Origin of the sequence: Desulfoluna butyratoxydans (genome assembly GCF_900699765.1) — a bacterium.
Classification (GTDB): domain Bacteria; phylum Desulfobacterota; class Desulfobacteria; order Desulfobacterales; family Desulfolunaceae; genus Desulfoluna; species Desulfoluna butyratoxydans.
Genome location: NZ_CAADHO010000009.1, coordinates 20,085 through 46,194, shown reverse-complemented (window position 1 = coordinate 46,194; position 26,110 = coordinate 20,085). Strand labels below are relative to the sequence as shown.

The window sequence follows — 26,110 nt, the reverse complement described above, 5'->3', positions numbered from 1 at the left end:
CGCACATGGCACAGATTTCCGATATGACACTGGACGAACAGGTGGGCCAGCGGCTCATCGTGGGTTTTGACGGCACCGACCTCACCGATGACCTGAAGTACCTCATCGACACCCTCAAGGTGGGAGGGGTGATCCTCTTTTCCCCCAACATCGACTCACCGGCCCAGGTGGCCGACCTGTGCCATGCCATGCAGGCGTACGCGGCCCACTGCGGCCTGCCGCCCCTGTTCATCTCCGTGGACCAGGAAGGGGGCCAGGTGGCCCGCATGAAAGAGCCCCTCACCCTCTTCCCCGAAGGCGCCCCGGCCCTGGGCACCCCTGAGGCGGCCCGTCACTTCGGGCGCACCACGGGAAAAGAACTCTTTGAGGTGGGATACAACATGGACATGGCCCCGGTGCTGGACGTCCAGCCCGAGGGGTTTTCAGGCATCATGGCAAAAAGGGTGTTCCCGGGTTCGCCCCAGGAAGTGGGCGCCCTGGGGGTCGAGGTCATGGAGGCCCTGGAGACCGAAGGGGTCCTGGCCGTGGTCAAGCACTTCCCGGGCATCGGCCGCACCACCCTGGACTCCCACCTCACCCTGCCCCTGCTGGACACGCCCCTTGAGGTGCTGTCCCGCACCGACCTGGTACCCTTTGAGATTGCCTTTGCAGCCGGAGCCTCGGCCGTGATGCTCTCCCACATCAAGTACACGGACATCGACGACCAGTGGCCCGCCAGCCTCTCCCCTGAGGTGGTCAAAGGGGTCTTGCGGGGCCGCATGGGCTTCAACGGCGTCACCATGACCGACGACCTCGACATGAAGGCCGTCACCTGCGATATGGAGACCGCCGCCCGGCAGATCTTCACCGCAGACGTGGACATCGCCCTGATCTGCCACCGAAGCGACCGCTACGAGACCCTGGCCAAGACCTTCAAAACCATGGCAACTCGCTTTCCCGGCGCCCACGCCCTGGCCGTGGGGCGCATCCTGGCCTTAAAAGAGATCATGACCCGAAAGGCCCCCAACTGATGGCGGGCCTGGCCTATCGCCTGACCCGGGGATACCTGACCTGGATCTCTCCGGCCACTCCCCGGGCCGTGAGGCTGAGAAACGCCCTGTGCTTTCTGCTCCTCATTGCCTGGGCCCCCTTCGGCCTGGCCGTTCTCTTTCTCTTTGACGCGCCCGGCTCCGAATCAGACCCCATCGCCTGGATCATGGCCGGGTTTGTCTGGCTCTACCCCCTGCTTTTCCTCATCTCCCTGCCCCTCACCTGGCTGGCCCTGCGCGCCAGAAACATCCCCCGAGCCGCCAAACGCTCAACCCTCCCCTTGTGGTACGCCAAGGCCATGGTCATGACCGGGGTGGGGTTTTACCTGGCCTTAAACAAATAGCGCCATCCAGCGCATCTTGCCCTCAAGAGGCCTCCGGCGGCCTTGCCGGGGGCCAAACTTTTAAAAAGTTTGACAAACAGTTCTTAAGCAAGCCTTTCCAGGCTCCGCCGAAATAATTTCCACTTTTTCACATTAGAAACGTTTTTTGCGGAGCTTTTTTTCAAAAAAGCGACCCGCCGGAGGCATGTTTTTGCTTTGATGTTTCCTTGCCCCCTCACCCGAACGTGGATGAGACAGACGAAGGCCCCAAATCACCTCACGGAAAATTTTTTCCCAACAGCATGGACTCCATCTTGAATTTCCACCAGCGGTTCGCTCCCCAGTCTCCGTACTGCGCGTCCAGAAACGGGGGAATATCCGTCACACCGTGGACGGCTTTCATGTACCCCCTCACCACGGAATCCACCGGGATCTCGCCATAAAAGCCCAGAAGGGTCATGAGATGAATCCGGGCGTACTCCCCGAATCCTTTGAACTTAGAGATCTGTGCCCCGGCTTCGCCGTGGCTTAGCCTCCCACCCGACAAAAGGGTTTCGAGCCCTGGGTTTGCCACAAAACAGTGGGCCAATGCCTTGAGGTAGACACTCCGGTAGCCCACGGGGGCAAGGGTTTTAAGCTCCTCGGCGCTGAAACGGTTCACCTCGGCAGGGGCGGGAAAGGGGCACCTGCCTGATGGGGCGGGCTCGGTAAAGGCCGTGCTGCACAGGGCCTCGGCCATCTTCCGGGTCAGGACCCAGGAGCAGTTGGTGGTCAAAAGGGTTTTGGCGGCGTTTTCCCAGGCCGTGGGAGCCGTGAGCAGCCGCCCGGCACCCTGGGCCACCAGGGTTGCGTGGGCCTCCGAGGTCTTATGGGCCAGGCGTTTGATGGTGGCGGTCTCCCTGTCCAGGGCCAGCATGGTGGTCAGGGCCGTTTTTAAAGCGGCCCTCTCTTCTTCGGCCAGGGGGCTGTCCCCGGTCACCTCAACGGCAAGGGTGTCACCTGCCTGGGAGATTAGCAGGTCCACGGACCGTGCCCCGGTGTGGAGCACATACCGGAGGAACCCGGCGTCCTCCTCCCAGTGGAAGGGACGAAGCTGGCGCCAGCCGTGGGTGAGGCAGAGGGTTTCAAGGGAATAGTCGTCGGGGCAGGTCAGGGAAAGGGTCGTTGTTGTCATGGGACTCCGGGCAATGGGTTAAGGGGCAGGGCCCCGGTTACGTGAAAGGCGGCTGCATCAAAGCAGACAATGCCCCCCGGGGCAAGCCCCTGAAATGCGTTGGCCCTGTTCCGCCGATTGATTTGCCCGGTAAACTGTGCTGTATATAGAAACGGAAAGGGAACATCGAAAAAGAAGGCCGCACTGAAGTCGCCCAAGCTGGTCACAAAACGCCAACCGGGCCACCGTGAAGACTGCCGGAGCCCTCGTCAAAGGGGATTTTCATTATGGGTCAGAAACATTCTCTTCACACCTTTGTCCACCGTACCCTGATTATCCGCCTTGTGGCCTTGGGGATCGGGCTCTCCCTGGTCATGGGCGCCGGGGTCCTTCTCATGGAGCGCGACCGGGTCAGCCGTGAAGCCATTGCCGTGGCCGTGGATCGCCTCGCCCTGTTCTCCGGACGCAACGAAGCCCTCCTGGCCGATCCCGACCAGCTGGATGCCGACGCTCTGCACCAGGCCGTCCTCGACTTCAGCGCCACCCGCACCCCCATCCAGTCCGGGGCCTTTGCCTTCATCGGTATTTACGATCTGAAAGGCGCCAAGGTCATCGATTTTTACAACGAAACCCACGACCGCTTAAGCGCCGTCAAGGAAGCCCAGCAAGCCTCTCCCCTGTTGATACCCGACCGGGGTGCCCCCCGGTACGAGATTGTCCGCATTGCCGGTCGCCCCTATCTCAAAAGCGCCCTTCCCCTGTCCAACAGCAGCGGCCAGAACGTGGGAATCATCAACGGATTTTTCGCCTTTTCCCCGGAGACCATCAAGGCCTTTCGCATGCGGGGGCTCAGGGCCATGATCGGGGCCATGCTCATTGTCCTTATTACCACGGCCGTGATCTATCCGGTGGTCTTGAAGCTTACAAAGCGCATCACCCGGTTTTCCGTCCGCCTCCTGGAGGCCAACTTAGACACCCTGGAGACCCTGGGCAGCGCCATTGCCCAGCGGGACAGCGACACCAACGCCCACAACTACCGGGTCACCATCTACGCGGCCCGCCTGGGCGAGGAGCTGAACCTTCCCGCCCAGACCATGCGCACCCTCATCAAGGGGGCCTTTCTCCATGATGTGGGCAAAATCGGTGTTCCCGATGAGGTACTCCTCAAGCCCGGTCGCCTGGACGACGATGAATATGAGATCATGAAGACACACGTGGACCACGGATGCGACATCATCGAACGGTCCACATGGCTCAACGACGCGTTGGAGGTGATCCGGTCCCACCACGAAAAGATGACGGGCAAGGGCTACCCCATGGGCCTTGAAGGAGACGGGATCCCCATCACGGCACGGGTCTTTGCCATTGCCGACGTGTTCGACGCCCTCACCTCCAGGCGTCCCTACAAAACGGCTTGGACCTTTGACGAGGCCATGGAGATCCTGGAGGAGGGCCGGGGCACCCACTTCGACCCGCACCTTCTGGACACCTTCAGCCACATCGCAAAGCCCCTTTACGATCAATACGGGGGCAAGGAGAAGATCTTTCGAGAGGAGCTCGACGAGATCCTCAAAACCTATTTTCATGAAGGCATGGACAGCCTGGACTACTGACACACACTGGAGACTCACATGAATTGCCCGAAGTGCACCACCACGAAACTGAAACAGACCGGTTACAACTCACCCTACTTCTGCGAGGCCTGCGGCGGTATGTGGCTTCTGCCGGGGAGCCGCGCCGAAGTGGCCGACATGACCGTCACAGAGGCAGACGGGGAACAGGCCCCGGAGGGCCAGGACAGCAAGACTGGCCTGTGCCCCTCCGGCCACGGCATCATGATCCGGGCTAAAATCGAGCTCGACGAGCCCTTTTTCCTGGAAAAATGCACGGCCTGCGGCGGGATCTGGTTTGACAAGGGAGAGTGGCAACGCATTGCCGAGACCAACCTGGCCGACAACTTAAGCGTTCTCTGGTCCTCCTCCTGGCAGCGAAAACAGAGCCGGGAGAAAAACCGGGAGAGCTTCCTTGCCATGAACCAGAACCTTTTGGGGGAGTCCGTCTTTGACGCCATCATGGAACTGGCAGAGCGCCTGAAAGATCACCCCGACCAGGATCGCGCCCTGGCCCTGCTCCGGCAGGAACTCACCCACCCGTAAAACACGGTGCGGGGTGCCGCCACAGGGCCGGTCAGTGTCCTGCGGTTCCCCGCACCAGTGTATCCTGGATCACGATCTCCACAGCATCCACCGGGCACACCGTGTAGCAGTCTCCGCAGACATCGCACCGTGACGGATCGATGACACACCGGTCCCCTTCCCTGCCAATGGCCGTAAAGGAGCACCTCTCCAGGCAGGCCCCGCACCCCATGCACACATCGGTGATGCGCATGCCCTGGAACGGCACCTGTTGCCCCCCGAAACAAAACCGGGTCCGCTCCAGCTTGTGGGGCCGGTTCTCCTTCTCGAAATCAAAATCAAACACCTCTCCCCAGGCCCGGTGCAGGCAAAACGTCGTCATGGCCGGGTATTTCTCGATGTCCTTGACACCCAGCATGAACATCTCATTCCCCTGAGCCTTTGCTTTGAGGGCCTCCAGGGGGATCTCCCTGACCTCTCCGGTGGCGCGGATGGTGTACCCGGGCTCAAAGGAAGGCATGCCCTCATCGTCATGGGCAATGGTGGTGGTGGGGTACATGCCGCAGATGGACACCAGCTCTGTGTCGTTGAGCTGCTTGTAAAACGCCTTGGTGACCATGGTCCTGAAGTAGAGACCCTCGTCGTCAAAGGCAAACAAATGGGCAATCCGGGTCTGGGGAACGCCCTTGTCCACGGTGGCAAACACAAGGCTGCCGATGGCATCGAATTTTTCATACACGTCTGCACGTTTCATCTTCATATATCCTTATTAATTTGGAGTTTCGGTGTAACCAATGACACCGTCCCAAAAGGCCCACAGCCCGTAGGGTGCCCTCTGTGCAGGTCACGGTTCAAACGATGATCAAGGCCACCGGAGTTCTTCCGGTTACAGGAAAAACCCCAGGGCCAGAAACATGAGAAAACTGATCACACCGCCGGTCAGGGCAAAGGGCATCTGGGCCCTGACATGATCCATGCCGTCCACCCCCGCCACCTTGGCCGACAGGATGGTGGTATCGGAGAGGGGGGAGCAGTGATCGCCAAAAACAGCCCCGGACCCGCAGGCCCCTAAAATCAGGGGGACACTGAGGCCCAAGGCCGCAGCCAGGGGGATGGCGATGGGAACGAGGATGGAGAGAGTCCCGCCGCCGGTTCCGCTCATAAAGGAGATCAGAGCCCCGCTCACAAACACCATGGCCGGTACAAGGGCCGGGTGGACATGGTGGCCGAATCCGGCCAGGTAGGCCCCGGTCCCCAACTGGTTCAACAGGTTGCTCAAGGCAAAGGAGAGGGTGAGGACCAGGGCGATCTCAAGGTAGGACGCCATGCCCTGGACGCACCAGGCAATGTACCCCTGGGTATCCACGACACCCCGGATCCTGTAGAAGACGCCGGTCACCGCCAGGGTCAGCAGGATGCCCGTAAAGATGGAGGTGGACCCGTCGCCTGTCAGCACCACAAGGCCGAAGACTCCCACGATAAAAAGCCCCAGGGGCAACAGCATGTTCACGGCGGCTGACGCCGGAGCGTCCGGGCTCCCCTCAGCATGGGGCACGGCACCTCTGCCCGGCTCAGCGGCCCCTGCCGCAGCCACCTTTCTTCTGCCGACAATCACCCCCCCTGCGATGACGATGGAGACCATGGGGTAGACCTGGAACGGCACGGCCCGAAGCACCAGGCTGAACGGGTCTCCGCCTATCACCCCCGTTGAAATCTGGACCCCGAGCAAGGCGGCAAGAAACGCCCCTGCAGCGGTGGCCGGAGACAAAAACGCAACGGATGCGGAGGTGGAATCGATGATGTAGGACAAGGTCTCCCGATTGCCTTTGTGGGTATCGTACAGGGGCCGTATGGCCACCCCACGGACCACAATGGAGACGGTGGTATCCACAAACAGCACCATGCCGAGCAGATAGGCCAGCACCTCCGCCCCAAAGGCGCTCTTCACCGCCCTTTGTCTGACCGTCAAAAGCCGCACAAAGCCCTTGACCCCGCCGGACTGCTCAATCACCTGGACCAGAGAGCCTGTCATCAGCACAAAGAGAATGGCCTTTGCGGACCAGCTGCTTTCAAACACAGCCGCGATGCCGTTGATCCCGGCAAAGAGCGTGCCTTGGGCGGAGTCCAGGAGAATCCCCCCGGCAAACACCCCGGCAAAAAGGGCCAGGATGATGTTGCGGGAGTAAAAGGTCAGAAGCAGGGTGAGGGTCACCGGTGCCAATGAAACAATGCCAGGATTCATGGGTGCCACCTTCTTGGGTTGCCTCGGGCCTTGGCCCGGAGCGCCGCTTATAAGGTTTGATATCAAACCATTTGATCAAAAAAAAACGTAACTAGTCAGCTTGCCTCCGGCGGGTCGCTTTTTTGAAAAAAAGCTCCGCAAAAAACTTTCCGGCAGAAAGATCAGAACAGTCAAAATCGCTGAAATTCATGTCAAAGCTGTCAAGACCTGTTTGTCAAACCCAAAGCATCTAATTGGCAAAAGTTTGGCCCCCGGCAGGGCCGCCGGAGGCAAAGACAAGCTGAATAGTTACAAAAAAAACCGCATACCAATGCGGGAACGTGCGCTCGCCTTTCAGGGGAAATTACCGTGAATCCGCTCCAGAAGCCCCACCACCTGCTCTTTTTCCTCCTGGGAGAATCCCCTGAAGGTGGTGGACATCAGCTTGGCTGAAACGTACTCGAAGTCCGGCTTCAGCTCCTCCCCTTCCCGGGTGAGTGCGATAAGGGTCACGCGGCTGTCGCCGGCGTCCTTGCGCTTTTCCACGTACCCGAGCTTGATGAGCTTGTTGATAAGGGCCGTTATTGTCGATTTGTCCCGACCGATCCTTTCGGCCAGCTCTTTCATGGGCAGCGGAGAGCTTTGGAACAGGTTGACAAGGATATCCCCGTGGGAGGGGGCAAGCCCCTCAATACCCAACTCCTTCAGCTTTGCGAGGATAAATGCGTTGGCTTTCTCCCGGGTCCTGCCGATGAGGGCAATGATGTGGTCGGTTTTCACGCGATCCTCCGTAGCAGTGGGTTGATGGCCGGCAATATAGTTGGACATCAAACCTATGTCAAGTTATTTTCTACACCGTCATGCCCGGCCCTCCATGAAACGTCGGGCATGTGCCCTGCTGCGCTTCAGTCCCCCCGCCGGTAAGGGCCACGCTCAGCTGGAAAGGAAATTCCAAGTTTTTTCATGCGGCTTCGCAAGGTATTGGGGTTCATGTTCAAAAGCTCCGCAGCACCTCCGGGACCGGCGATTCTGCCGCGGGTCTTTCCAAGGACAAAGCGGATATGCCCTTTTATAGCGGCATCCATGGCAAGGTCCTGGGGACTCCACGCCCCTGCCAGGGACGATGGACTCCCCTGGTGGGAAGGGGTCAGGACAGGAAATCTCAGGGGCCCCCCTTTAAAAAGAATAAGGGCCCGCTCCACAAGGTTCTGCAACTCACGGACATTGCCCGGCCAGTCGTAGGCCAGAAGTGCTTCCATTTCCCCTTCGGCGGGTGCCGGGGGCTCTCCCAGATTCATCTCCCGCGCCCTGGAGCGGATAAAATGCTCAACAAGCAGGGGGATGTCGTCTTTTCGGTCACGCAGGGGCGGAATCTCCACGGGAAAGATATTGAGGCGGTACCAGAGATCCTGCCTAAAACGCCCCGCTTCGACCATCTCGGGCAGTTTGCGATGGGTGGCTGCGATAATCCGTACGTTTGTCCGCAGGGTCTTCCCACCCCCAACCCGTTCAAACTCCCCGCTTTGGAGCACCCGCAGCAATTTCACCTGGGCGGAAAGCGGAAGTTCCCCTATTTCGTCCAGAAAAAGGGTCCCCCCATTGGCCCTCTCAAAGCGCCCCGGCTTTGTCTCGATGGCCCCTGTGAACGCGCCCTTTTCATGGCCGAAAAGTTCCGAGTCCACCAGGGAATCCGCAATGGCACCACAGTTGAGACGCACCAGGGGCTCAGCGGAGCGGCTGGAGAGCTTATGAACCTCTGCGGCCACCACCTCCTTGCCCGTGCCGGTCTCTCCCAGCAGCAGAACTGGCGTGTCCGTCGGGGCAACCTGGGACACAAGCGAGCGCACCTCCCGCAGCCCGGTGTCGCCCCCCACCATCACCTCCTCCACCGTGTTCTCCCGCTGGAGAGCCTTGTGGTCCTGTACCAGGTCCATGTACCGCAGGGCATTGGAGAGGGCGATGGCAAACGGTTCCTTCACTTCGGTGACAATCTCGGCGTGGCGGGCGTGGTAGAGCTCCTTGCCTTCGGCTGCAAAGGTCAAATTGCCGATGAGCGTGTGATCCACGGTGAGGCCACAGGTCATGGAAGAAAAAATGCCGGTATTCAGAAGGCGAAGGCCTGACATCCCGCCATGGACAAGGCGGAAAATCTCACGGTTGATGGGGTGGGTGTGGTCCCGGATCCAGGGGGTGGTGGCGGAACGGGACTCCCGCTGCCAGGCTGAGATGGACTCCCATGCGGCATTTGACAAGGGAAAGGCCTCGTCCACGAGAAAGCCACCGTCTGCGTATGCCAGGGCAATGAGACGCGCCCGCTTTCGCTCCGTCTCATAGCGGGTGATGACAAGGGCGTCCAGGGTAAGCTCATCCCTCAAGAATTGGAATACATCGAACAGGGCTTTGTCGAGATCAAGGCTGCCGCAGATGCGACGAACCACTTCCCGGTACCGATCCACTTTCATAAGCACGCCATTTCGTTTTCAAAACGATATAACACGTTTAAATCACGATATATCATTTTAGCAAAAACCACCATTGTTCAATCCATTGAATTTATAACTTTTTATCTTTCGGCACGATTATTGATACCTCTTTCTTCATTCATTTGCAAACCCAAAGTCTTAAAAAGGAGAGTACTCATGAGCTGGAAAAAAATCTACGAGAAGCGCCTGATGTCCCCTGAAGCCATTGCAGCTGCCCTGCCGAAGGAGGCCACCATCTTTGCCTCACCCGCGGCCAGTTTTCCCCTGGAGCTGATCAACGCCATCACCGCCGCACCTACCACGGAAGCCGTCACGATGTACTCGGCCATGATCATGACCCAGCCGGATTTTCTCTCACCGGAGCAGCGGGGACGGCTCCACTACCGGTGCTGCTTTATGGGGCCCCTTGAGCGCATGCTCCTTGACCGAAAAGATGACATCACCCCCTTCAGTGTCACGTTCAGCCGCATCCACGAGCTGGTTCGCCATATAGGCTTTGATGCGACTATCCTGGAGGTCTCCCCTCCAGACGAGCACGGCTACATGAGCCTCGGCCCCAGCGGTACCCTCCTTGGCCACCCTGCCCTCGCCGCATCGGAAAAAATATATTGTCAGGTCAATGACCAGACGCCGTATATCTTCGGTTCCCAGGCGCACATCCATGTGTCGGATGTGGCGGGGCTCTGTGAGGTCAGCCGTCCCTGCGCTGAACTCCCCGCCACTGAGCCGGATGCCGTTGATGAAACCATTGCCGACCTCATTACGGCCCGTATTCCCGACGGTGCAACGCTCCAGCTCGGCATCGGGAAACTCGCCGACGCCATCGGGGACCGCCTCACGGATAAAAAAGACCTGGGTATCCATACGGAGCTGCTCACCCCCTCCATGGTCAGGCTCCATGACATGGGGGTCATCACCGGCGCCAGAAAAGAGCTGCATCCGGGCAAAATCATCTCTGCCTTCGGCATGGGGGCCGCCAGGGACTACCGGTTTATGCACAAGAACCCCGTGTTTGAAATGTACCCGGCCCATTACGTCAACGATCCCGCCATCATCGGGGCCCACAGCAACTTCGTTTCCATCAACAACGCCCTTGCCGTGGACCTCACCGGCCAGGTTTCAAGCGAGTCCATCGGGTTTCAGCAGCACAGCGCCACGGGCGGTCAGCTCGATTTTGTTCGCGGTGCCCGCCTTTCAAAGGGTGGCCAGAGCTTCATTGCCATGAAATCCACCTCCGGCTCTGGAGACCGCCGCTTCTCCCGCATCCAGACCTGCCTCTTGCCCGGCACCGCTGTCACCACGCCCCGGAGTGATGTCCAGTCCATCGTCACGGAATACGGCATCGCCGAGTTGGACCACAAAACCATTCCGGAGCGGGTCACCGCCCTTATTGCCATTGCCCACCCCGACTTCCGGGAAGAGCTCGCCCGGGATGCCGTACAGGCCGGGCTGATCAGCGCAGAGGCCCTGAAAGACTCGCAACTGGCTGCATAAACAGCTCCCCCAGTTTTCAAACAAAAAGCCCCCGCTGAGCCATGCTCAACGGGGGCTTTTTGATGTCACTCGATGCCGCCGACAATGCCGCCGGGCAAAACGAATGCGCGGGCTATCCGAGAACCTTGATCAGCTCCACGGTGAAGCACAGGGTGGCGTTGGGACCGATGGCGTCCCCTGCGCCCTGGGCGCCGTAGCCGATGGAGGCGGGGATGACCAGCTCGTACTTGGCCCCTTCCTTCATGAGCTGGAGGGCTTCCTGCCATCCTTCAATGACCCCGTTCACCGGGAAGGTGGCGGGCTGCTCGCGCTTGTAGGAGCTGTCGAAGATGGAACCGTCAAGGAGACGCCCTTCGTAATGAACTGTGACCTGGTCCTTGGCGCTGGGGGTCTTGCCGGTGCCCTCTTCCACCACGGTGTACTGAAGACCGGACTCGGTGACCACCACGCCCTCTTTTTTGGCGTTTTCGCCGAGGAATGCACGGCCTTCGGCGCGGTTTTTCTCGCCGACTTCGTCCTTGGCCTTCTGCATCTCTTCCTGCATGTGCTGCTGGAAGGCCATCATCACCTGCTGCATCTCACCGGCAGGCATGGTGGGCTGCTCGCCTTTCATGGCTGCTTTAAAGGAATCGCAGAAAATATCCGCGTCGATGTCGAAGCCCTTGCGCCTGAAATCGCCGCCGATGCTCTGGGCAAGGATGTAGCTCACTTTTTTGAAATCTACGACCATGGGTCTACCACCTTCTGTCTTGTCTTTGGGTTGAGGCCGATTCCTTCGGCCGACATATCGGACCACACACAACCGCATCCGAAGAAAAGCCCTGTCACCCTCGTGAAAGGCCACCCATCCTGGGAAAACACGTTGCATGTCGACGACATAAAAAAAGGGCTGGGATCGAACTCGTCAATCCCAGCCGTGCCGGACAATATCACAGATTTTTTCTTATTGCACGTTGCCCGGAAGAACTCCGGCAGCCACGGCCTGAAACCCTATAAATGCTAAAAACCCAGATCCGCGTTGATGAGGATCACCTTCACCCGGCCCTTGGGAAAGGACTTTTCGGTGATGGTCCAGGTGTTGCAGATGCGGGCCGGGCTCTTGCAGTCCTGGCACACACCGGTTTTGGCGCAGGGGGTTTTCATGTCCAGGCGCATGGCGTTCACCGGGGCCGCGTAGTTTTTGACGCGGTCCATGGCGGATTCAAGGTCGGGAACGATCTTGTTGCGCCCCACAAGGATCACCACCTCCCTGGGCCCGAAGGTAAGGGCTGCGATGCGGTTGCCGACCATGTCCAGATTGACAAGGTAACCGTCTTCGGCCACGGCGTTGGTGCCCGTCACATATATATCGGAGAGAAGGGACTGCCTGCGGCGCTCCCCCACCTCCTCCGGTGTAAAGCCTTTCTTGTCGTAGGTGTCGAGGACATCCAGGTCGTCCCGGTTTTTCAGCATCTCATACACCCCGGTGGACACGTGGGTGAGGGAACCGCCCCAGGAGATGCTCTTGGCGTCGGACTTGGCCAGGATCTCTTCTTCCACGATGGTTTTGGCGTCTTCAGGTGCATCGGCGATAAAGACCGTGAAGTTGTTGGCCTCCAGGCGCTCCTTCACGGATTCCAGGCGCAGTCGCCAGTAGGCGTCGATGGGATCTTTCATTTGGGTGTCTCCTTTGCTGTTGTCGGTATCTCGGCGGGTCGTTGCCCGGGGATATCCCATTAGCTATCAGGGAGAAGCGCCCCCTGCAAGAAGAAGACGCCTTCCCGGCCCGTAAGATATGCTTTGTTTATCGATCATTGATTGGTCCGGAGACCATTTTTACCACAACCTAAAAAGTGCTTGACCTCGTTTCGAGCCGTTGGGTAAGTATAGTTTCTTATGCTTCCGCCGCGGTTCACGGCTGTTTTGAGGGCCCCGGAGCATATCCGTAAGTAATGGCAGTACCCTGGGAGCGGCGGTGGCCGATGCCCGCAGAAGGTGAGGAGTGTGTTATGTGCAAGGACATCAGGTTTTATTCGTTGGAGGTGGCGGTATGACCCGTGAAGCAAGCCGCCCGTTACGCATCTGTATGATCAGTTACCGCAGCAATCCCCATTGCGGCGGCCAGGGTGTCTATGTGAGGAACCTCGCACGGGCCCTCACCGAACTGGGTCACCACGTGGAGGTGGTGGCCGGGCCCCCGGATCCCCTCCTGGATTCCAAGGCCAAGCTCACCATGCTGGACTGCCTGGACCTGTACAACGCGGAAAATCCCTTTCGAACCCCCACGGTGGGAGAGCTGAAGAATCCCATCAACCTCATGGAATGGCTGAGCATCTCCACCATGGGGTACCCGGAGCCCGAAACCTTCGGGTACAGGGCGTACAACCACCTGAAGCACAGGGTCCACGAATTCGACATCATCCACGACAACCAGAGCCTCTCCTACGGCATCCTGGCCCTGAGCCGCCTGGTTCCCACCGTGGCCACCATCCACCACCCCATCACCCGGGACCGCCAGATCGCGGTACGCAGTGTACGAAGTTTCTGGAAAAAAGTGAAACACCTCAGGTGGTACTCTTTCATCGGCATGCAGAAGCGGGTGGTCAGGCGCCTTCCCAAGTTCATCACCGTCTCGGAATTTTCCAAGACCGACATCCACGCAGAGTTCGACGTCCCGGCAGAGCGCTTCCACGTGGTGCCCAACGGCATCAACACCGAACTCTTCTACCCGCTGCCCCACATCCAGCGCGAGCCCAACCGGCTCATCGTGACCAACAGCGCGGACCAGCCGTTAAAGGGTCTCTACTACCTCCTCCAGGCCGTGCACGCCATCAGCAAGCACCGGGACATCAGGCTCACCGTCATCGGCACCCCCAAGGAGGGAGGCGGCATTGAAAAGCTGGTGAAAAAGCTGGATATGGGTCACCTCATCGACTTTACAGGCCGGGTCTCCAACGAGGAGTTCCGGGAGCATTACGCCAAGGCGTCCATCGCCGTTGTCCCTTCCGTGTACGAAGGGTTCGGCCTGCCCGTGGGCGAGGCCATGGCCAGCGGGATCCCGGTGATCAGCACCACCGGCGGTGCCCTGCCCGAGGTGGCAGGGGACGCGGCCATGCTGGTGCCGCCTGAAAACCCCGAGGTCCTTGCAGAGGCCATCTGCGATCTGCTGGACAACCCCGACAAGGCAAAGGAGCTGGGCGAAGCAGGCTACAAGCGCGTTCAGGAACAGTTTACATGGAAAAACGCCGCCGAGCAGACCGTGGCAGCGTACAGGGAGGCCATCCGTGATCACCGTAAAATTTAACATACTGGACGTCAAACCCGGCTACCGGATCCTGGACATCGGCTGCGGCCCGGGCCGCCACATCAGCGCCGCCTACGAATACGAGAAGGTCACGGCCATCGGCGCCGACCTCTCCCACGAAGACCTGCAGCAGGGCGTCAAGCGGCTCCAGTTCCACGACCACCTGGGCGCCCACAAAGGGGGCTCCTGGGCCTTTACCATGGCCGACATCACCAACCTGCCCTTTGCCGACGACAGCTTCGACATCGTTCTCTGCTCGGAGGTGATGGAGCACATCCCCAACGACGGCGCCGCGGCCAAAGAGATCTTAAGGGTGCTGAAACCCGGCCACAACCTGGTGGTGACCGTCCCCCGATTCTGGCCCGAGAAGATCTGCTGGCTCCTCTCCGACGAGTACTTCAACGCCAACATGGGCCATGTGCGCATCTACAAGAAAAAGCCCCTGGTGAGCCTCATCGAAAAACAGGGGGCCTCCTACTGGAACGCCCACCACGCCCACAGCATCCACGCCCCCTACTGGTGGCTGAAATGCCTCGTGGGGCCCACCCGCACCGACCACTGGGCCGTGAATCTTTACAAACGGTTCCTGGAGTGGGACATCCTCTCCCAGCCCAAGATCACCAAGTTCATGGACAGGCTCCTCAACCCGGTCATGGGCAAGAGCCTGGTGCTCTACTTTACCAAGGACAAATAACGGCGCCACCGGACAAAAAACACACAAAGGGCGTGATTCCTGGGAATCACGCCCTTTTTTGTAACCACCCAGCTGGCCTCCGGCAGGGCCGCCGGAGGCTTTTTTGAGCTTTTACCCCAGCTCCAGGGAGGTCAGGCCGTAGATGCCTGAAAGGGGCAGCGAGGGAGGGTCGCCGGAGTACATGCGCACGGTTTTTTTGACGGGTTCCATGCCAAAGGATTCGGCCAGCTCCATGGCGTTGGGGTTGGCGTCGGGGATGTCCATGTAGACCGGGCCTTCGCCGCCGTAGGCTTTCAGGGCGGTGTAGAGCCGGTGGGCATGGGAGGGGTTCAGGGCAAACAGGGGCCCGATGCGGAAGCCGTCCCAGGCCTGGCGCAGCACGCCGTATCCGGCAAGGTGGCCGTCCTGGAGGATCCCTAAAGCAATGACTCCGGGGCGCGTGATCCAGGAGGCGAGGAAGGCCTCGCGGCTGGAGAAGAAGAAGGTGGTGTCAAAGGCCACGACCCGGTCAAAGGGGATATCGGTGAGGGGAAGCAGGTAAGGATCGGCCTGGAGCACGCCCCCTGCGCCCCCGCGATAGCGGATCACGTGGTGGGCGGTTTGAAAGCCCATCTTTTGGTACTTGGCCTCGCAGGAAGCGGCGGTGTTGAGCCCCACGGTGCAGCCTTCCAGGGAATCCATGCCCTGGCGCCACACCACGCGCCCCACGCCCATGCCCCGGCAGTCCGGCCTCACAAGGTAAAAGCCCAGGAACCCGAGACGGGCCGCGTACCGAACAGATGAGAGGAGCGCCACGGGCTCGCCGTCCACCTCGGCAATCCAGAAGCCTTCGGGGTCGCAGGCGTAAAAACAGGCCCCGTCGTGAATTCCGGGGTTCCACCCCTCCTGGCCCGCCCATGCAATGGCAATGGCCAAATCTTCCTGATCCATCCGGCGTATGGTTGCCTGTTCCTGACTCATCATGCTCCCTCCGATCTCATCGACAGACCCGGTGCCCTGGGTCCGTTCCATGCCCGAAGCGACGTGAAACCAGCCACGCTTCCATTGCCTTTCAGTCTATCCCATTTCACCTCACATGATCAATCGCATTATACACAACGCTTGCACAGCGTGACTCCCGGAGGAACTCCAGTGAGCCGATAAAAATCAGGGTGTATCCGAGGAGTTCGGTGCCCTCCTCCACCGCGGTTTTCACCACCGGCATGTACCCGTCCCCCATGATGCCCCGCCAGAGCACCTGGCGCCCGAAGAGCCGGGAAAAGACAAACACGGTGACAAACCCGCCCACCATGAGCCCGAAGCTGGGCTTGCCCGCAAACCCATGGAGAGAGTCCAGAAGCGTTTCCCGGTCTCGATACACGGAAGCGGCCGTGAGTAGCGCGGTAAAGCACACAAGCACCTGCCAGCCGCCGTCAAAGAGATACCGGTCCAGGCAGAAATCAAACTCGCGTATCCCGGCCATGGCGGCCGCCCCCACCAGCATGGTGGCCACCGGGTTCGGGGACGGATCCCGATGGCCTGCGGTCCAGGCACACACCATGGTAAAAAAAAGGGCCGCCACCTGCAGGGCCTCCAGCAGCGAGTCCTCTCCGAAGAGATAGGCAGAAGGCGTGTTCAGGGCTTCCCAGGTGATGCACAGGGCCATGGCCCCGGCAAGGAACGCGTAAAAAAAATAGCGGGCAAAGGTGCCGCTCAACGAAGTCAACGAACAAGGGGATTCCATACTCTGACGCTCACCATTCATATGCACAACAATTCGACTCGCCTTGGGCGGGTCGCGTTTTTCAATGACTCCATGGAAATCAGGACGCGAAAAGCAGGGAGGAGCCCAACCGCGCTCCTCCCTGCACGCCAAGGAGACTTACTTTCCGAAAGGGTGTTCAGGCCTTTCGAAACCGGATGACGGAGCCGTAAAGGCCCCGTCGTATCGTTACGATGCCCCAAAAGGGGTCTTGCCACGGCACAGGCCGTGTCGTTTCGGTGGTTACTTCCCGACCCCGGCAGAGAGGTACCCATCCCCGTTCATACCGGAGCTGTTTTCCCCTGCCGCCGGTCGCACCACGGGTTTTCCCGTGGCGTAATCCAACACGGCCAGGGCATCCATGTAGGCATAGAGGGCCTGGTAGTAGTTGGAATCGGCGGAGGTGAGATAGGTCCGGGCGTCGATGACGTCGGTGGATGTGGCCACCTGCTGGTCGTACTGCACCCGGGTAATCCGCCAGTTCTCCCGGGCCTGGGCCCGGGACTGTTCGGCGGTGGTGATGTTCTTCAGGGCCACGGCCCGATCCAGAAGCGCGTTTTGCACATCCTGTTTCACCGCGGCTTCGGCATCGGCCAGGGAGGCCTGCACAGAACGCCTGCGCTGGGCCTGCTCTGCTGCGTTGGCACCGGTCTTGCCCCAGTTCCAGAGGGTCCAGGATGCCTGCAGGGTGATGCTGGCCGAATCCGAATGGGTAAAGACGTTGTCATCGGGAATGGGACCGTCCCCGGCCTTTGCGTAGCGCCCCACCAGGTCGACCCTGGGATAATAGGCACTCTTGGCCGCCGTCTCCCCCAGGGTGGCCTGGCGGATCCCCAGGCGCAGAAGGGCCACCAGCGGTCGCCGCGTCACGGCCAGGGCTTCGAGTTCCGCACTGCTCTGGGCCCAGATGGGGGGCGCATGCCGGTCGGCAATGGCAAGGGGCTCAAAGGGGTCGCGATGAAGCAACCTGTTGACCGAAATACGGGCTTTGTCCGTCTCCGACTCGGCCAGGTTGCGGTTCTGAACCGCCTCGGCAAGGGCCACCTCCGCTTTTAAGAGATCGTTCAGGGGGATCAGACCCTGGTCGTGGTTTACCACAGCCACGCGCCGGTGGGATGTGAGGGAGATCACCTCGTCCTCGGCCACGGTCTGGAGCCGCTTGGCAAGGAGCAGGCGATGGCAGGCCTGCCGCACGCTGAGGGCCAGCTGCTGGAGGGTCTCCCGGCGGTTCAGCTCTTCGGTGTCCACCCCGAGCCGGGCCAGGTCATGGGCCGTCTTCAGGGCGTAGCCCGAAAACAGGGGCTGCACGAGCTGTACATCCCAACCGGCTTCCTCCTTGTAGCCTGCGGGAAAGGTTCCCCACGCGCTCTTCTGGATCGGCTCCCGGTTATGGTTTGTCCAGTAGTACCCGGCCGACAGGGTGGGCAGTCGATCGGCCCGGGCGCTGGTGAGGGCTTCCCTGGAGGCCGCCACCTCGGCGTCGGCACCGGTCACGGCCGGGTTGCTTCGCAGGGCTTCGGCCACGGCCTCCTCGATGCTCATCTGTTCCGCGGCTCCGGCAGGCCCGGCCGCGCACAGCGCGACACAGGCCGCCCCTAAAAAGAATCCCACAATCCGTTTTGCCATCATGCTGCCACCTCCCCTGCGGTCCTGTCCGTCCGGATCCTGAAAAAAAGTGTGTAGAGCACCGGAATCACCACCAGGGTAAGCACCGTTGCAAAGGCCAGCCCCACCATGATGGTCACCGCCATGGAGACGAACATCACGTCGAAAATCAGGGGGATCATCCCGAATATCGTGGTTACGGAAGCCATCATCACCGGCCGCATACGGTTCAGGGATGCCTCTTTTACGGCTGTCAGTGGGTCTTTGCCGCCCTTGATGTCTTCATCGATGAGGTCGATGAGCACCACGGCGTTTTTGATCATCATGCCGATGAGGCTGTATGCCCCCAGCATGGCCAGAAAGCCGAAGGGCTGGCCGAAAATCAGCAGGCCCGCAGACATGCCCACCAGGGCAAGGGGCAAAATAGTGATGATCATCAGCGGCTGGCGGACCCCGTTAAAAAGCCACACCAGGATCATCACCATGGCCACGAGGCTCACGGGCAGAAAGGCACTGACCCCTTCGTTGCTGTCCTTGGAGAGTTCGTACTCCCCTTCCCACTCCAGGGTGTACCCGGCGGGCAGGGGGATGGCCTCCACCCGGGGCCGGATCTGCTGAAGCAGGGTATCGGAGGTCATGGTCCCCGCAGGGTCGCACTGGGCGCGGATCACGCGGCGGCGATTGTACCTGCGGATCACGGGATCTTCCCAGAAAAAGTCGCTGCCTTCGGTGACCTGGGCCACGGGGACCCCGGCGTCGGAGACACCCCACACCGGAAGGGCCGCAAGGTCGGTCTGATCCGGTGAGGAGTAGACCACCTTCACCGGGATAAGTTCGTCATGCTCCCGGTAGCTGGTCACGGTCACCCCGTCGGTGCCCCCCAGGAGATCCCGGGCCAGATCCGTTCGCTCTACTCCGGCACGGCGACCCTTGTTCTGGACATACAGGGCCTCCCAGACCAGGGAGCGCTCCCGCCAGTCGTCCGTGATGTTGATGGCGTTGGGGGTGTCGGCCATCACCTCCCGGGCCTGTTCGGCCAGGGAACGCAGCACCGCGGGGTCGGGGCCGGTGAACCGCGCCTCCACCCGGTAATCGGCCTTGGGCCCGCTGATGTACTTGGTGATGTGGGGCTCACCCTCGGGAAGATACTCGGCAAACCACCGGGCCAGCTCCTCCATCATCCCGCTGATCTCCCGATAATCCTCCACGTTGATAATCAGCTGACCGTAGTTGGCCATCTTGGGCTCGGGGTTGACGGCGTTCATGAACCGGGGGGGCCCCTGGCCCACGCAGGTGGCCACGCCCGTGACGCCCTCCATCTCCATGGCAAAGGCTTCGGCGAGTTTCAGGTCCTCGGAGACCATGTCGATGCGGGAGCCTTCAGGGCGTCGGTAGTCCACCACGAACTGGGCGGTGTCGGCATCGGCAAAGAACCGTTTCTCTACGATCCCCATACCGGCCCCGGCCAGAACCAGCAACCCGACCATCAGTCCCAGGGTCACCAGGCGATGGCGAAGGGCCGTGTTCAGCAGCCGCTTGTAGATACGGTAGGTGGCTCCGCTGTGGAGATCCTCACTGCCCTTGCCTTCGGGAACGGTGAGAAACCGGTAGCAGAACACCGGAGTCTGGGACATGGCCAGGAACCAGCTGAACATCAGGGCAATGGCCACCACCTGAAAGAGGCTGGCACAGAACTCCCCGGTGTTGGTGGGGGCCATGTAGATGGGGAAAAAGGCCAGACAGGCGATGATGGTGGCTCCCAAAAGGGGCACGGCGCTCTGGCGGGTGGGTTCGGCAATGGCGTCAAGACGCGTCATCCCCTTTTGCAGGTTCACCAACCCGGCGTCCGCCACCACAATGGCGTTGTCCACGATCATGCCCATCACAAGGATAAGGGCGGCCAGGGAGATCTTCTGCAGGTCGATGCCCCAGACCAGCATCACAACAAAGGTCCCCATGATGGACAGGACCAGGTTGGCGGCGATGATGAGCCCGCTGCGCAGCCCCATGGTCACGAGAAGCACCCCGATGACAATGGCCACGGACTCGGCCAGGTTGAGCATGAACCCCTTGATCTTGTCCTTGACGAAGTCGGACTGGTAGTAAACCTTGTGGAGCTCAATGCCCACGGGCAGGCCCTCCATGAGCTCGGTGAGGCGCGCGTTCACCGCCTCCCCCATGGTGACCACGTTGGCGCCGTCCGAAGCCGAGGCGGCAATGCCGATGGCCGGGTTGCCGTTAAACCGCATGAGGGGTTCGGCAGGATCCAGGTACTCCCGGGTGATGGTGGCCAGGTCCTTCAAGAGCACCTGCTCCTCACCCTGCCCCTGGATCACCAGTTCCCCGATCTCATCCACCGACCCAAAGGCCCCGGAGGGCTGGATACGCACCCGAAGACTTCCCACGTCCATGGCCCCGGCCGGGGCCATGGTGTTCTGGGCCTGGAGCATGGACGCAATGCGGGACGGAGGGATCCCCAGGGAGGCGCATTTGGCCCGGGAGACATCCACGGTCACCACCTCTGGCTGGATGCCGTAAAAGGTGATCCGCTCCACATCGGGCACCAGCATGAGCTCGCGGCGGATGTAGTCGGCGTACTCTTTGAGCTCAGCCAGGGAGTACCCGTCAGCGGACAGGGCCATGAACAGCCCGTACACATCCCCGTAGTCGTCCATCACCTCCGACGGCAGGGCGCCGTCCGGAAGCTGGGGCTGGACGGCGGTGACCTTGCGCCTCAACATGTCCCAGAGCTGCTGGAGGTCGTCGGAACGAATCCACTCGTTCAAGTCCACATAGACCAGGGAGAGCCCGGCACGGGACTCGGAGCGCACCTTGTCCACCTCGTCGGCGCCCTGCACCGCCTCCTCGATAAGCCGGGTCACCTGCTGTTCCACCTCATGGGGAGAGGCCCCGGGATACACGGTCATCACCATGGCCGTCTTCACCGTGAAGACCGGGTCTTCCAGCTTGCCCAGGCGAAAATAGCCCCAGATGCCCCCCAGGAGCAGGAGCACCATGGCAAACATCACGGTGGTTTGATTACGTAACGAAAAATCGGGCAACGTCATCCCTTCTTTCCTTTTTTTAGATCAAAACGTGCCTCCGGCGACCAGCCGGGAGCCAAACGTTTGAAAAGTTCGACCAACAGGTTGTTGTGCATCGCAAGCCGCCTCCAGTCCCAAGGGCGAATCCGGCGTTGATGCCAAAGGGCCTGTTCTTACAGCTCGCCACCCACGTTGGTGGAGCTCACCTCGGGCAGGACCTTTACCTTGCGACCGTCGGAAAGCCCCCGCACACCGGCGGCGATCACCTGCATCCCCTCTTCCAGGGGGCCGTCGATACGCAGGCCTTTGCGGTCCGCGCCCAGGAGTTCCACCGACACCTGCCGTGCCGCCATCTCCTTTTCATCCACCACCCAGACAAAGCTGCCATCCTCCACGGTGTTCACCACGGCAGTCTCCGGCACCGCAAACCCGGCCTCCAGGTCCCTGGCGGTGAGGGTCACCTCCGAGGCCATGCCCGGGCGGATGCGGTGCCCCGCATTCTCATTGAGGGTGAGGTAAAGGGGGTAAGAACGGTTGGAAGGGTTGGGGTTCTTGGAGAGTTCCTTGACCGTTGCGGTCAGGGTCTCACCGGGCAGGGCGTCAAACCGGCAGGCGATGCCGCCGATGCGTTTGACGATGGGAAGCATCCCTTCGGGGATGGCCACCTCCACCTCCATGTGATCCAGGTCCACGATGGAGATGACGGGCTGGCCCTGGGCCACGGTCTCGTGGTTTTCGATGAATTTTTCGTGCACATATCCGTCAAAGGGGGCGATAAGCACTGTATCGTCCAGGCTGTTCTTCGCCTCTTCCAGGCGTTTTTCCGCCGCGTCCACACTGGCCCCTGCCACCTCATAGGTGGCGGTGATGCTGTCGAAGGTGGCCTGGGCCGCGGCGCTCTCCGCGCGCAGGGTCTTGTAGCGCCGGTACTGGAGTTCCGCCTCTTTCAGCTGGGCCCTGGACACGGCCAGGTTGGCGGTGAGGGTGGCCACCGCCACCTCGAAATCCCGGGGATCGATGCGGGCGATGACGTCCCCTTTCTGCACCTTTTCTCCCCTGTCCACGGCCAGGGTCACCACAGGACCACCCACCCGAAAGGAGAGATCCACGTCCCTCAAGGATCGGACCGTACCGGGAAAACGCCACGCGGTATTCTCCCCGGGCCGGCACAATGTCACCGCCTTGACGGGACGAATCGTCTTGTTCTCCTGCATCTTGTTGGCCTGGCTCTCCGAGCATCCGGCCGAAACCAGGGCCAACATCAGCCCTGCCACAAGGGCCGCCGCTCCCCGTATGTTTATCTGTCCTGTTCGTTTCATCATTCCATCGTTCCTGTTTTTGATTGTGAAGGGGCGAGAGTCCCCTAACCCGGATATTTCACAATAACCGACCGCCATAGCACTGCGGCCACCTTGAGCCGATCGGTTTCCAAAAAAATCTCCGGGTTAGCCCTTTGCCTTCCAAAACGAGACATGCACATGCCCCAAATCCTCCAGGGCCCAGACCAGAAGATCCCGCTGGGCCGCTACACCCTCGGGATCCCGGACCTGAGACCATTCGATGGCCACGGCCCAGTCGTTTTCAATGCGCTCGTTGCGGTAAAGCCTGCAGGCACGTCCGGCCACATGGCAAAATCGTGTAAACAGGGCAGACACCTTGTGATCGCTGCCCAAGTCCGTCAACCTCACCGTGATCTCTTCCCTGCAATTCATAGTCTGCTCCATTTACCGGGCGAGCGAGTCGGCTCGCCGTTGATCATCCGTATGCGTAGGCATGATGTATCCGGGAAAACACCTTGCCCGCCCTTTGGGCCGACCGCCCTGAAGATGGGGGGGGATCATTGCGACCGGCGCGCTGGAACAGGTGTCGATGTTTTCCCGGACTCCCTGACGGGAACCACCCGAAGGTGACAGGGGGCCGTTACCAAGCCATCCCCCTCCGCCGGGATTCACGTCTTTACCCTGCCAAAAGCGTGCCATATTTTTTACTCATGTATATTCAGCATATTATGCACAGGCAAAATCAAAAATGTCATATACAACATTTTCATATGTTGCATACGGCACCCTCTTTCGGTACATATCGTATATGACACTTTTTCTGCCGCACCTTCCCATTGCGGCGGACCTTATGGGTGAATTCCGCCTTTTCATTGGAGTAACGCCATGCCCAGAACCGACGACATCAGCTTTTTCCACCAGGGCACCCTGGCCATCTGCGGAAGCATCGACATCGGCGAAGCCCTTCAGGAGTGCCTGGTCTTTCTGCAACGCTATATGCCGGCCGAAAACATCACCATGGACTACCTGGATCCCGCCATCCCCGGCATCTGTTCCGTGGCCCAGGCCGGCTTTTCTATGCTGCCCGCGGGGACCGTGGTGGAGCTCTCGGAACGCGAGGTGGCTTACATCGAATCCCAATTAAGCCAGACCACCCTGAGCAACCGCCCGGAAGACAACCCCGTGGCCCAGCGGGTGGCGGCCCACGTGGGCATCGACTCCGTCTTCTCCTCGGCTGTCCTTCACCTCATGACCAAAAACCAGCACCTGGGGGTGGTGGCGGTGAGCGCCCTGAAGGAGGGGCAGTTCACCGAAGAACACGCCCGGCTCCTCTCCCTGCTCCACGACCCCTTTGCCGTGGCCATGAGCAACGCCTTGAGGTATCAGGAGGTGCTTCGACTTCAGGAGATGCTCAAGGACGACAACCGGTTTTTGACAAACGAACTCCACCGCATGAGCGGGGACACCATCATCGGGGAACATTTCGGGCTGAGGGAGGTGATGGAAAAGGTGCGGCAGGTGGCGCCCCTGGACAGCCAGGTGCTTCTTCTGGGGGAAACCGGGGTGGGAAAGGAGGTCATCGCCAACGCGATTCATTACAACTCATCGCGGTCAAAGGGCCCCTTCATCAAGGTCAACTGCGGGGCCATTCCCGAGAGCCTTCTGGACAGCGAGCTCTTCGGCCATGAAAAGGGAGCCTTCACCGGCGCCCTCTCCCGGAAACGGGGACGATTCGAGCGGGCCCACGGCGGGACCCTGTTCTTAGATGAGATCGGGGAGTTGCCCCAGGCAGCCCAGGTGAGGCTGCTGCGGGTGCTTCAGACCAAGGAGTTTGAACGGGTGGGGGGCACGGAGCCCATCAAGGCGGATGTGCGGATCATCGCCGCCACCCACCGGAGGCTGGAGAGCATGGTCAAGGAGAACACCTTTCGGAAAGACCTCTGGTTCCGGCTCAACGTCTTTCCCCTGACCATCCCCCCCTTAAGGGAGAGAAAGGCCGACATTCCGGCCCTGGTAAACCATTTTATCGAAAAAAAGAGTCATGAGATGAAGCTGCCCTACCGCCCGGTGCCCGCCCCCGGAGCCCTTGAGCGGCTGCAACGGCATCACTGGCCCGGCAATGTCCGGGAGCTGGAGAACATCGTGGAACGGGAGATCATCCGCAACTACTCCGGGGACCGCGACACCCCGCTGCTCTTTGCCGAGGTGGCGGCTCCCGAAGGCCTTGTCCGCGAACCGGCAGCCCTCCCGGCCGAGGAAGGGCCCACCAATCTGGATGCGGTGATCAGCCGGCACCTGAGCCACATGATGACCCGAACCGGCGGAAAAATCCAAGGGGAAGACGGGGCGGCCGCCCTGTTGGGCATCCACCCCAGCACCCTGCGCCACAGGCTGAGAAAGCTGGGAATTCCCTTCGGGCGCGGGGCGTTCTGACAGAACTCTTACGCTTCGGCCTGCATGAGGGCCAGGGTGGTGTCCAGCATGCGGTTGGCGTAGCCCCACTCGTTGTCGAACCAGGCCAGGACACTCACGGTGTGGCCGGAGACGCGGGTCTGGGTGCCGTCCACCACGGAGGAGCGGGGGTCGTGGTTGTAGTCACAGGAGACCAGGGGCACCTCGGTGTAGCCCAGGATGCCGTTCATTCCGTTGTGGGCCGCTTTGTACAGGGCCTCGTTCACGGCCTTGGCATCGGTCTTCTCCCGCACCTGGGCGGTGAGCTGCATGGCCGAAACGTTGAGGGTCGGCACCCTCAGGGCCAGGGCTTCAAAGCGCCCCTCAAGGTGGGGGAGGATGCGATCCAGCCCCTTGGCAAGCCCCGTGTTCACGGGGATGATGGAGTGGCTGGAGCTCCGGGTCTTGCGGAGGTCCTGGTCATGGTAAGCGTCGATGACCGGCTGATCGTTCATCATGGAGTGAACCGTGGTGATGACCCCGCTTTCAATGCCGAAGGACTCGTCCAGGGTCTTGATCACCGGCACAATGCAGTTGGTGGTGCACGAGGCGTTGGAGATAACGGTGTGCTCTTTTTTCAGGGTGTCGTGGTTGGTGCCGTACACAATGGTGGCGTCCACGTCCGGTTCGGCCGGACAGGAGTAGACCACCTTTTTCGCCCCGGCCTCGATGTGCTTCTCGGCCATGGCGCGCCGGGTAAAACACCCGGTGCACTCCAGCACCACGTCCACGTCCAGCCTGTCCCAGGCCAGGCGTGAGAGCTCTTTCTGGTAGGTAACGGCAATGGGATCTCCGTTGACCACCAGGGTGTGCCCCTCGCAGGAGACCTCCCCGTCAAACCGCCCGTGGGTGGAATCGTACTTCGTCAGGTGGGCGATGGACTCGATATCGGAAAGCTCGTTGATCCCCACGATCACCAGGTCGTCCCGGTGACCCGACTCGTAAAGGGCCCGTAAAATACATCGCCCGATACGACCATATCCGTTGATTGCAACTCTGTATGTCATGAAAACCAATCCATAAAAACCTGCCTGCGCCTAGCGCCTTTTCGAAAGCCCCCTTCCGGGCGCCCTGCGCAAACCGTTTTTTTCTTCCGTCACCCCTGATGCCGGCTGTTGTGATGCGTTCGTTACGAAGCGCTTCCCCTTTGCATAAAAACACTGGGGAAAACGCCT

At 60.5% G+C, this 26,110-nt stretch carries 22 protein-coding genes; 8 read left to right on the top strand and 14 right to left on the bottom strand.

Translation table 11 applies throughout. From position 1 onward, the window contains the following. Window positions 1-5: 5 nt before the first annotated feature. Window positions 6-1,010, top strand: a complete 1,005-nt coding sequence (locus MSL71_RS20430; RefSeq protein WP_180144066.1) for a glycoside hydrolase family 3 N-terminal domain-containing protein — start codon at window positions 6-8, stop codon at window positions 1,008-1,010. Beyond that, window positions 1,010-1,372, top strand: a complete 363-nt coding sequence (locus MSL71_RS20425) for a hypothetical protein (protein WP_180144063.1) — start codon at window positions 1,010-1,012, stop codon at window positions 1,370-1,372. The genes MSL71_RS20430 and MSL71_RS20425 overlap by 1 nt, the downstream gene beginning before the upstream one ends. A gap of 256 nt (window positions 1,373-1,628) precedes the next feature. Here the strand turns inward: MSL71_RS20425 and MSL71_RS20420 are convergent, their stop codons facing one another. Beyond that, window positions 1,629-2,525: a DNA glycosylase family protein gene (locus MSL71_RS20420; RefSeq protein ID WP_180144061.1), complete on the bottom strand. Its 897-nt coding sequence runs from the start codon at window positions 2,523-2,525 to the stop codon at window positions 1,629-1,631. A 266-nt stretch (window positions 2,526-2,791) separates the two neighbouring features. Here MSL71_RS20420 and MSL71_RS20415 point away from each other — a divergent pair, with 266 nt between their 5' ends. Together MSL71_RS20415 and MSL71_RS20410 are read left to right on the top strand one after the other, a co-directional pair. Beyond that, window positions 2,792-4,117 carry an HD-GYP domain-containing protein gene (locus MSL71_RS20415; RefSeq protein WP_180144059.1) on the top strand — a complete coding sequence of 442 codons (1,326 nt, stop codon included), beginning with the start codon at window positions 2,792-2,794 and terminating at the stop codon, window positions 4,115-4,117. An 18-nt stretch (window positions 4,118-4,135) separates the two neighbouring features. Beyond that, the gene (locus MSL71_RS20410; protein WP_180144057.1) at window positions 4,136-4,660 is read left to right on the top strand and encodes a TFIIB-type zinc ribbon-containing protein; all 525 of its coding nucleotides are present in this window, start codon (window positions 4,136-4,138) and stop codon (window positions 4,658-4,660) included. A 31-nt stretch (window positions 4,661-4,691) separates the two neighbouring features. Here the strand turns inward: MSL71_RS20410 and MSL71_RS20405 are convergent, their stop codons facing one another. From MSL71_RS20405 to MSL71_RS20390, 4 genes are all read right to left on the bottom strand, one after another. Beyond that, a complete protein-coding gene (locus MSL71_RS20405; RefSeq protein ID WP_180144055.1) occupies window positions 4,692-5,393 on the bottom strand; it encodes a 4Fe-4S binding protein in 702 nt (233 codons plus the stop codon). A 132-nt stretch (window positions 5,394-5,525) separates the two neighbouring features. Continuing rightward, window positions 5,526-6,881, bottom strand: a complete 1,356-nt coding sequence (locus MSL71_RS20400) for a Na+/H+ antiporter NhaC family protein (RefSeq protein ID WP_180144054.1) — start codon at window positions 6,879-6,881, stop codon at window positions 5,526-5,528. Window positions 6,882-7,214: 333 nt separating this feature from the next. Next, window positions 7,215-7,640, bottom strand: a complete 426-nt coding sequence (locus tag MSL71_RS20395; RefSeq protein WP_180144052.1) for a MarR family winged helix-turn-helix transcriptional regulator — start codon at window positions 7,638-7,640, stop codon at window positions 7,215-7,217. Between the two features lie 125 nt (window positions 7,641-7,765). Continuing rightward, on the bottom strand, window positions 7,766-9,322 hold the full coding sequence (locus MSL71_RS20390; protein ID WP_180144050.1) for a sigma-54 interaction domain-containing protein: 1,557 nt from the start codon (window positions 9,320-9,322) through the stop codon (window positions 7,766-7,768). Between the two features lie 177 nt (window positions 9,323-9,499). On the opposite strand from MSL71_RS20390, the gene MSL71_RS20385 reads away from it, so the two are divergent. After that, the gene (locus MSL71_RS20385; RefSeq protein ID WP_180144048.1) at window positions 9,500-10,837 is read left to right on the top strand and encodes an acetyl-CoA hydrolase/transferase family protein; all 1,338 of its coding nucleotides are present in this window, start codon (window positions 9,500-9,502) and stop codon (window positions 10,835-10,837) included. Window positions 10,838-10,949: 112 nt separating this feature from the next. On the opposite strand, the gene bamJ is transcribed toward MSL71_RS20385, so the two are convergent. Both bamJ and MSL71_RS20375 read right to left on the bottom strand, forming a co-directional pair. Then, window positions 10,950-11,567, bottom strand: coding sequence for a BamJ family beta-barrel-assembly machinery protein (gene bamJ, locus MSL71_RS20380; protein WP_180144046.1), 618 nt, complete (start codon window positions 11,565-11,567; stop codon window positions 10,950-10,952). 269 nt (window positions 11,568-11,836) lie between these two features. Next, window positions 11,837-12,493, bottom strand: coding sequence for a lactate utilization protein (locus tag MSL71_RS20375; protein ID WP_180144044.1), 657 nt, complete (start codon window positions 12,491-12,493; stop codon window positions 11,837-11,839). A gap of 373 nt (window positions 12,494-12,866) precedes the next feature. Here MSL71_RS20375 and MSL71_RS20370 point away from each other — a divergent pair, with 373 nt between their 5' ends. Together MSL71_RS20370 and MSL71_RS20365 are read left to right on the top strand one after the other, a co-directional pair. Then, window positions 12,867-14,120 (top strand): glycosyltransferase family 4 protein, encoded by a 1,254-nt coding sequence (locus tag MSL71_RS20370; RefSeq protein WP_180144042.1) that lies wholly within the window; start codon window positions 12,867-12,869, stop codon window positions 14,118-14,120. Next, the gene (locus MSL71_RS20365) at window positions 14,101-14,814 is read left to right on the top strand and encodes a class I SAM-dependent methyltransferase (RefSeq protein WP_180144040.1); all 714 of its coding nucleotides are present in this window, start codon (window positions 14,101-14,103) and stop codon (window positions 14,812-14,814) included. Before MSL71_RS20370 ends, MSL71_RS20365 begins: the two co-directional genes overlap by 20 nt. Before the next feature lie 111 nt (window positions 14,815-14,925). Here MSL71_RS20365 and MSL71_RS20360 read toward each other — a convergent pair whose 3' ends face one another. The 6 genes from MSL71_RS20360 to MSL71_RS20335 form a co-directional block, all read right to left on the bottom strand. Further along, entirely contained in the window at window positions 14,926-15,777 is an 852-nt protein-coding gene (locus MSL71_RS20360; protein ID WP_180144038.1) for a GNAT family N-acetyltransferase, read from the bottom strand. A gap of 103 nt (window positions 15,778-15,880) precedes the next feature. Continuing rightward, window positions 15,881-16,537, bottom strand: a complete 657-nt coding sequence (locus MSL71_RS20355; protein ID WP_180144036.1) for a hypothetical protein — start codon at window positions 16,535-16,537, stop codon at window positions 15,881-15,883. 261 nt (window positions 16,538-16,798) lie between these two features. Then, window positions 16,799-18,184 carry a TolC family protein gene (locus tag MSL71_RS20350; protein ID WP_180144034.1) on the bottom strand — a complete coding sequence of 462 codons (1,386 nt, stop codon included), beginning with the start codon at window positions 18,182-18,184 and terminating at the stop codon, window positions 16,799-16,801. After that, the gene (locus MSL71_RS20345) at window positions 18,181-21,228 is read right to left on the bottom strand and encodes an efflux RND transporter permease subunit (RefSeq protein WP_180144032.1); all 3,048 of its coding nucleotides are present in this window, start codon (window positions 21,226-21,228) and stop codon (window positions 18,181-18,183) included. Before MSL71_RS20345 ends, MSL71_RS20350 begins: the two co-directional genes overlap by 4 nt. 149 nt (window positions 21,229-21,377) lie before the next feature. Next, window positions 21,378-22,526 (bottom strand): efflux RND transporter periplasmic adaptor subunit, encoded by a 1,149-nt coding sequence (locus tag MSL71_RS20340; protein WP_180144030.1) that lies wholly within the window; start codon window positions 22,524-22,526, stop codon window positions 21,378-21,380. A 123-nt stretch (window positions 22,527-22,649) separates the two neighbouring features. Beyond that, the gene (locus MSL71_RS20335; protein WP_180144028.1) at window positions 22,650-22,916 is read right to left on the bottom strand and encodes a hypothetical protein; all 267 of its coding nucleotides are present in this window, start codon (window positions 22,914-22,916) and stop codon (window positions 22,650-22,652) included. 453 nt (window positions 22,917-23,369) lie between these two features. On the opposite strand from MSL71_RS20335, the gene MSL71_RS20330 reads away from it, so the two are divergent. Then, on the top strand, window positions 23,370-24,917 hold the full coding sequence (locus MSL71_RS20330) for a sigma-54-dependent Fis family transcriptional regulator (RefSeq protein ID WP_180144026.1): 1,548 nt from the start codon (window positions 23,370-23,372) through the stop codon (window positions 24,915-24,917). A gap of 8 nt (window positions 24,918-24,925) precedes the next feature. Here the strand turns inward: MSL71_RS20330 and gap are convergent, their stop codons facing one another. Further along, window positions 24,926-25,942 (bottom strand): type I glyceraldehyde-3-phosphate dehydrogenase, encoded by a 1,017-nt coding sequence (gene gap, locus MSL71_RS20325; RefSeq protein ID WP_180144024.1) that lies wholly within the window; start codon window positions 25,940-25,942, stop codon window positions 24,926-24,928. Between the last annotated feature and the right edge of the window lie 168 nt (window positions 25,943-26,110).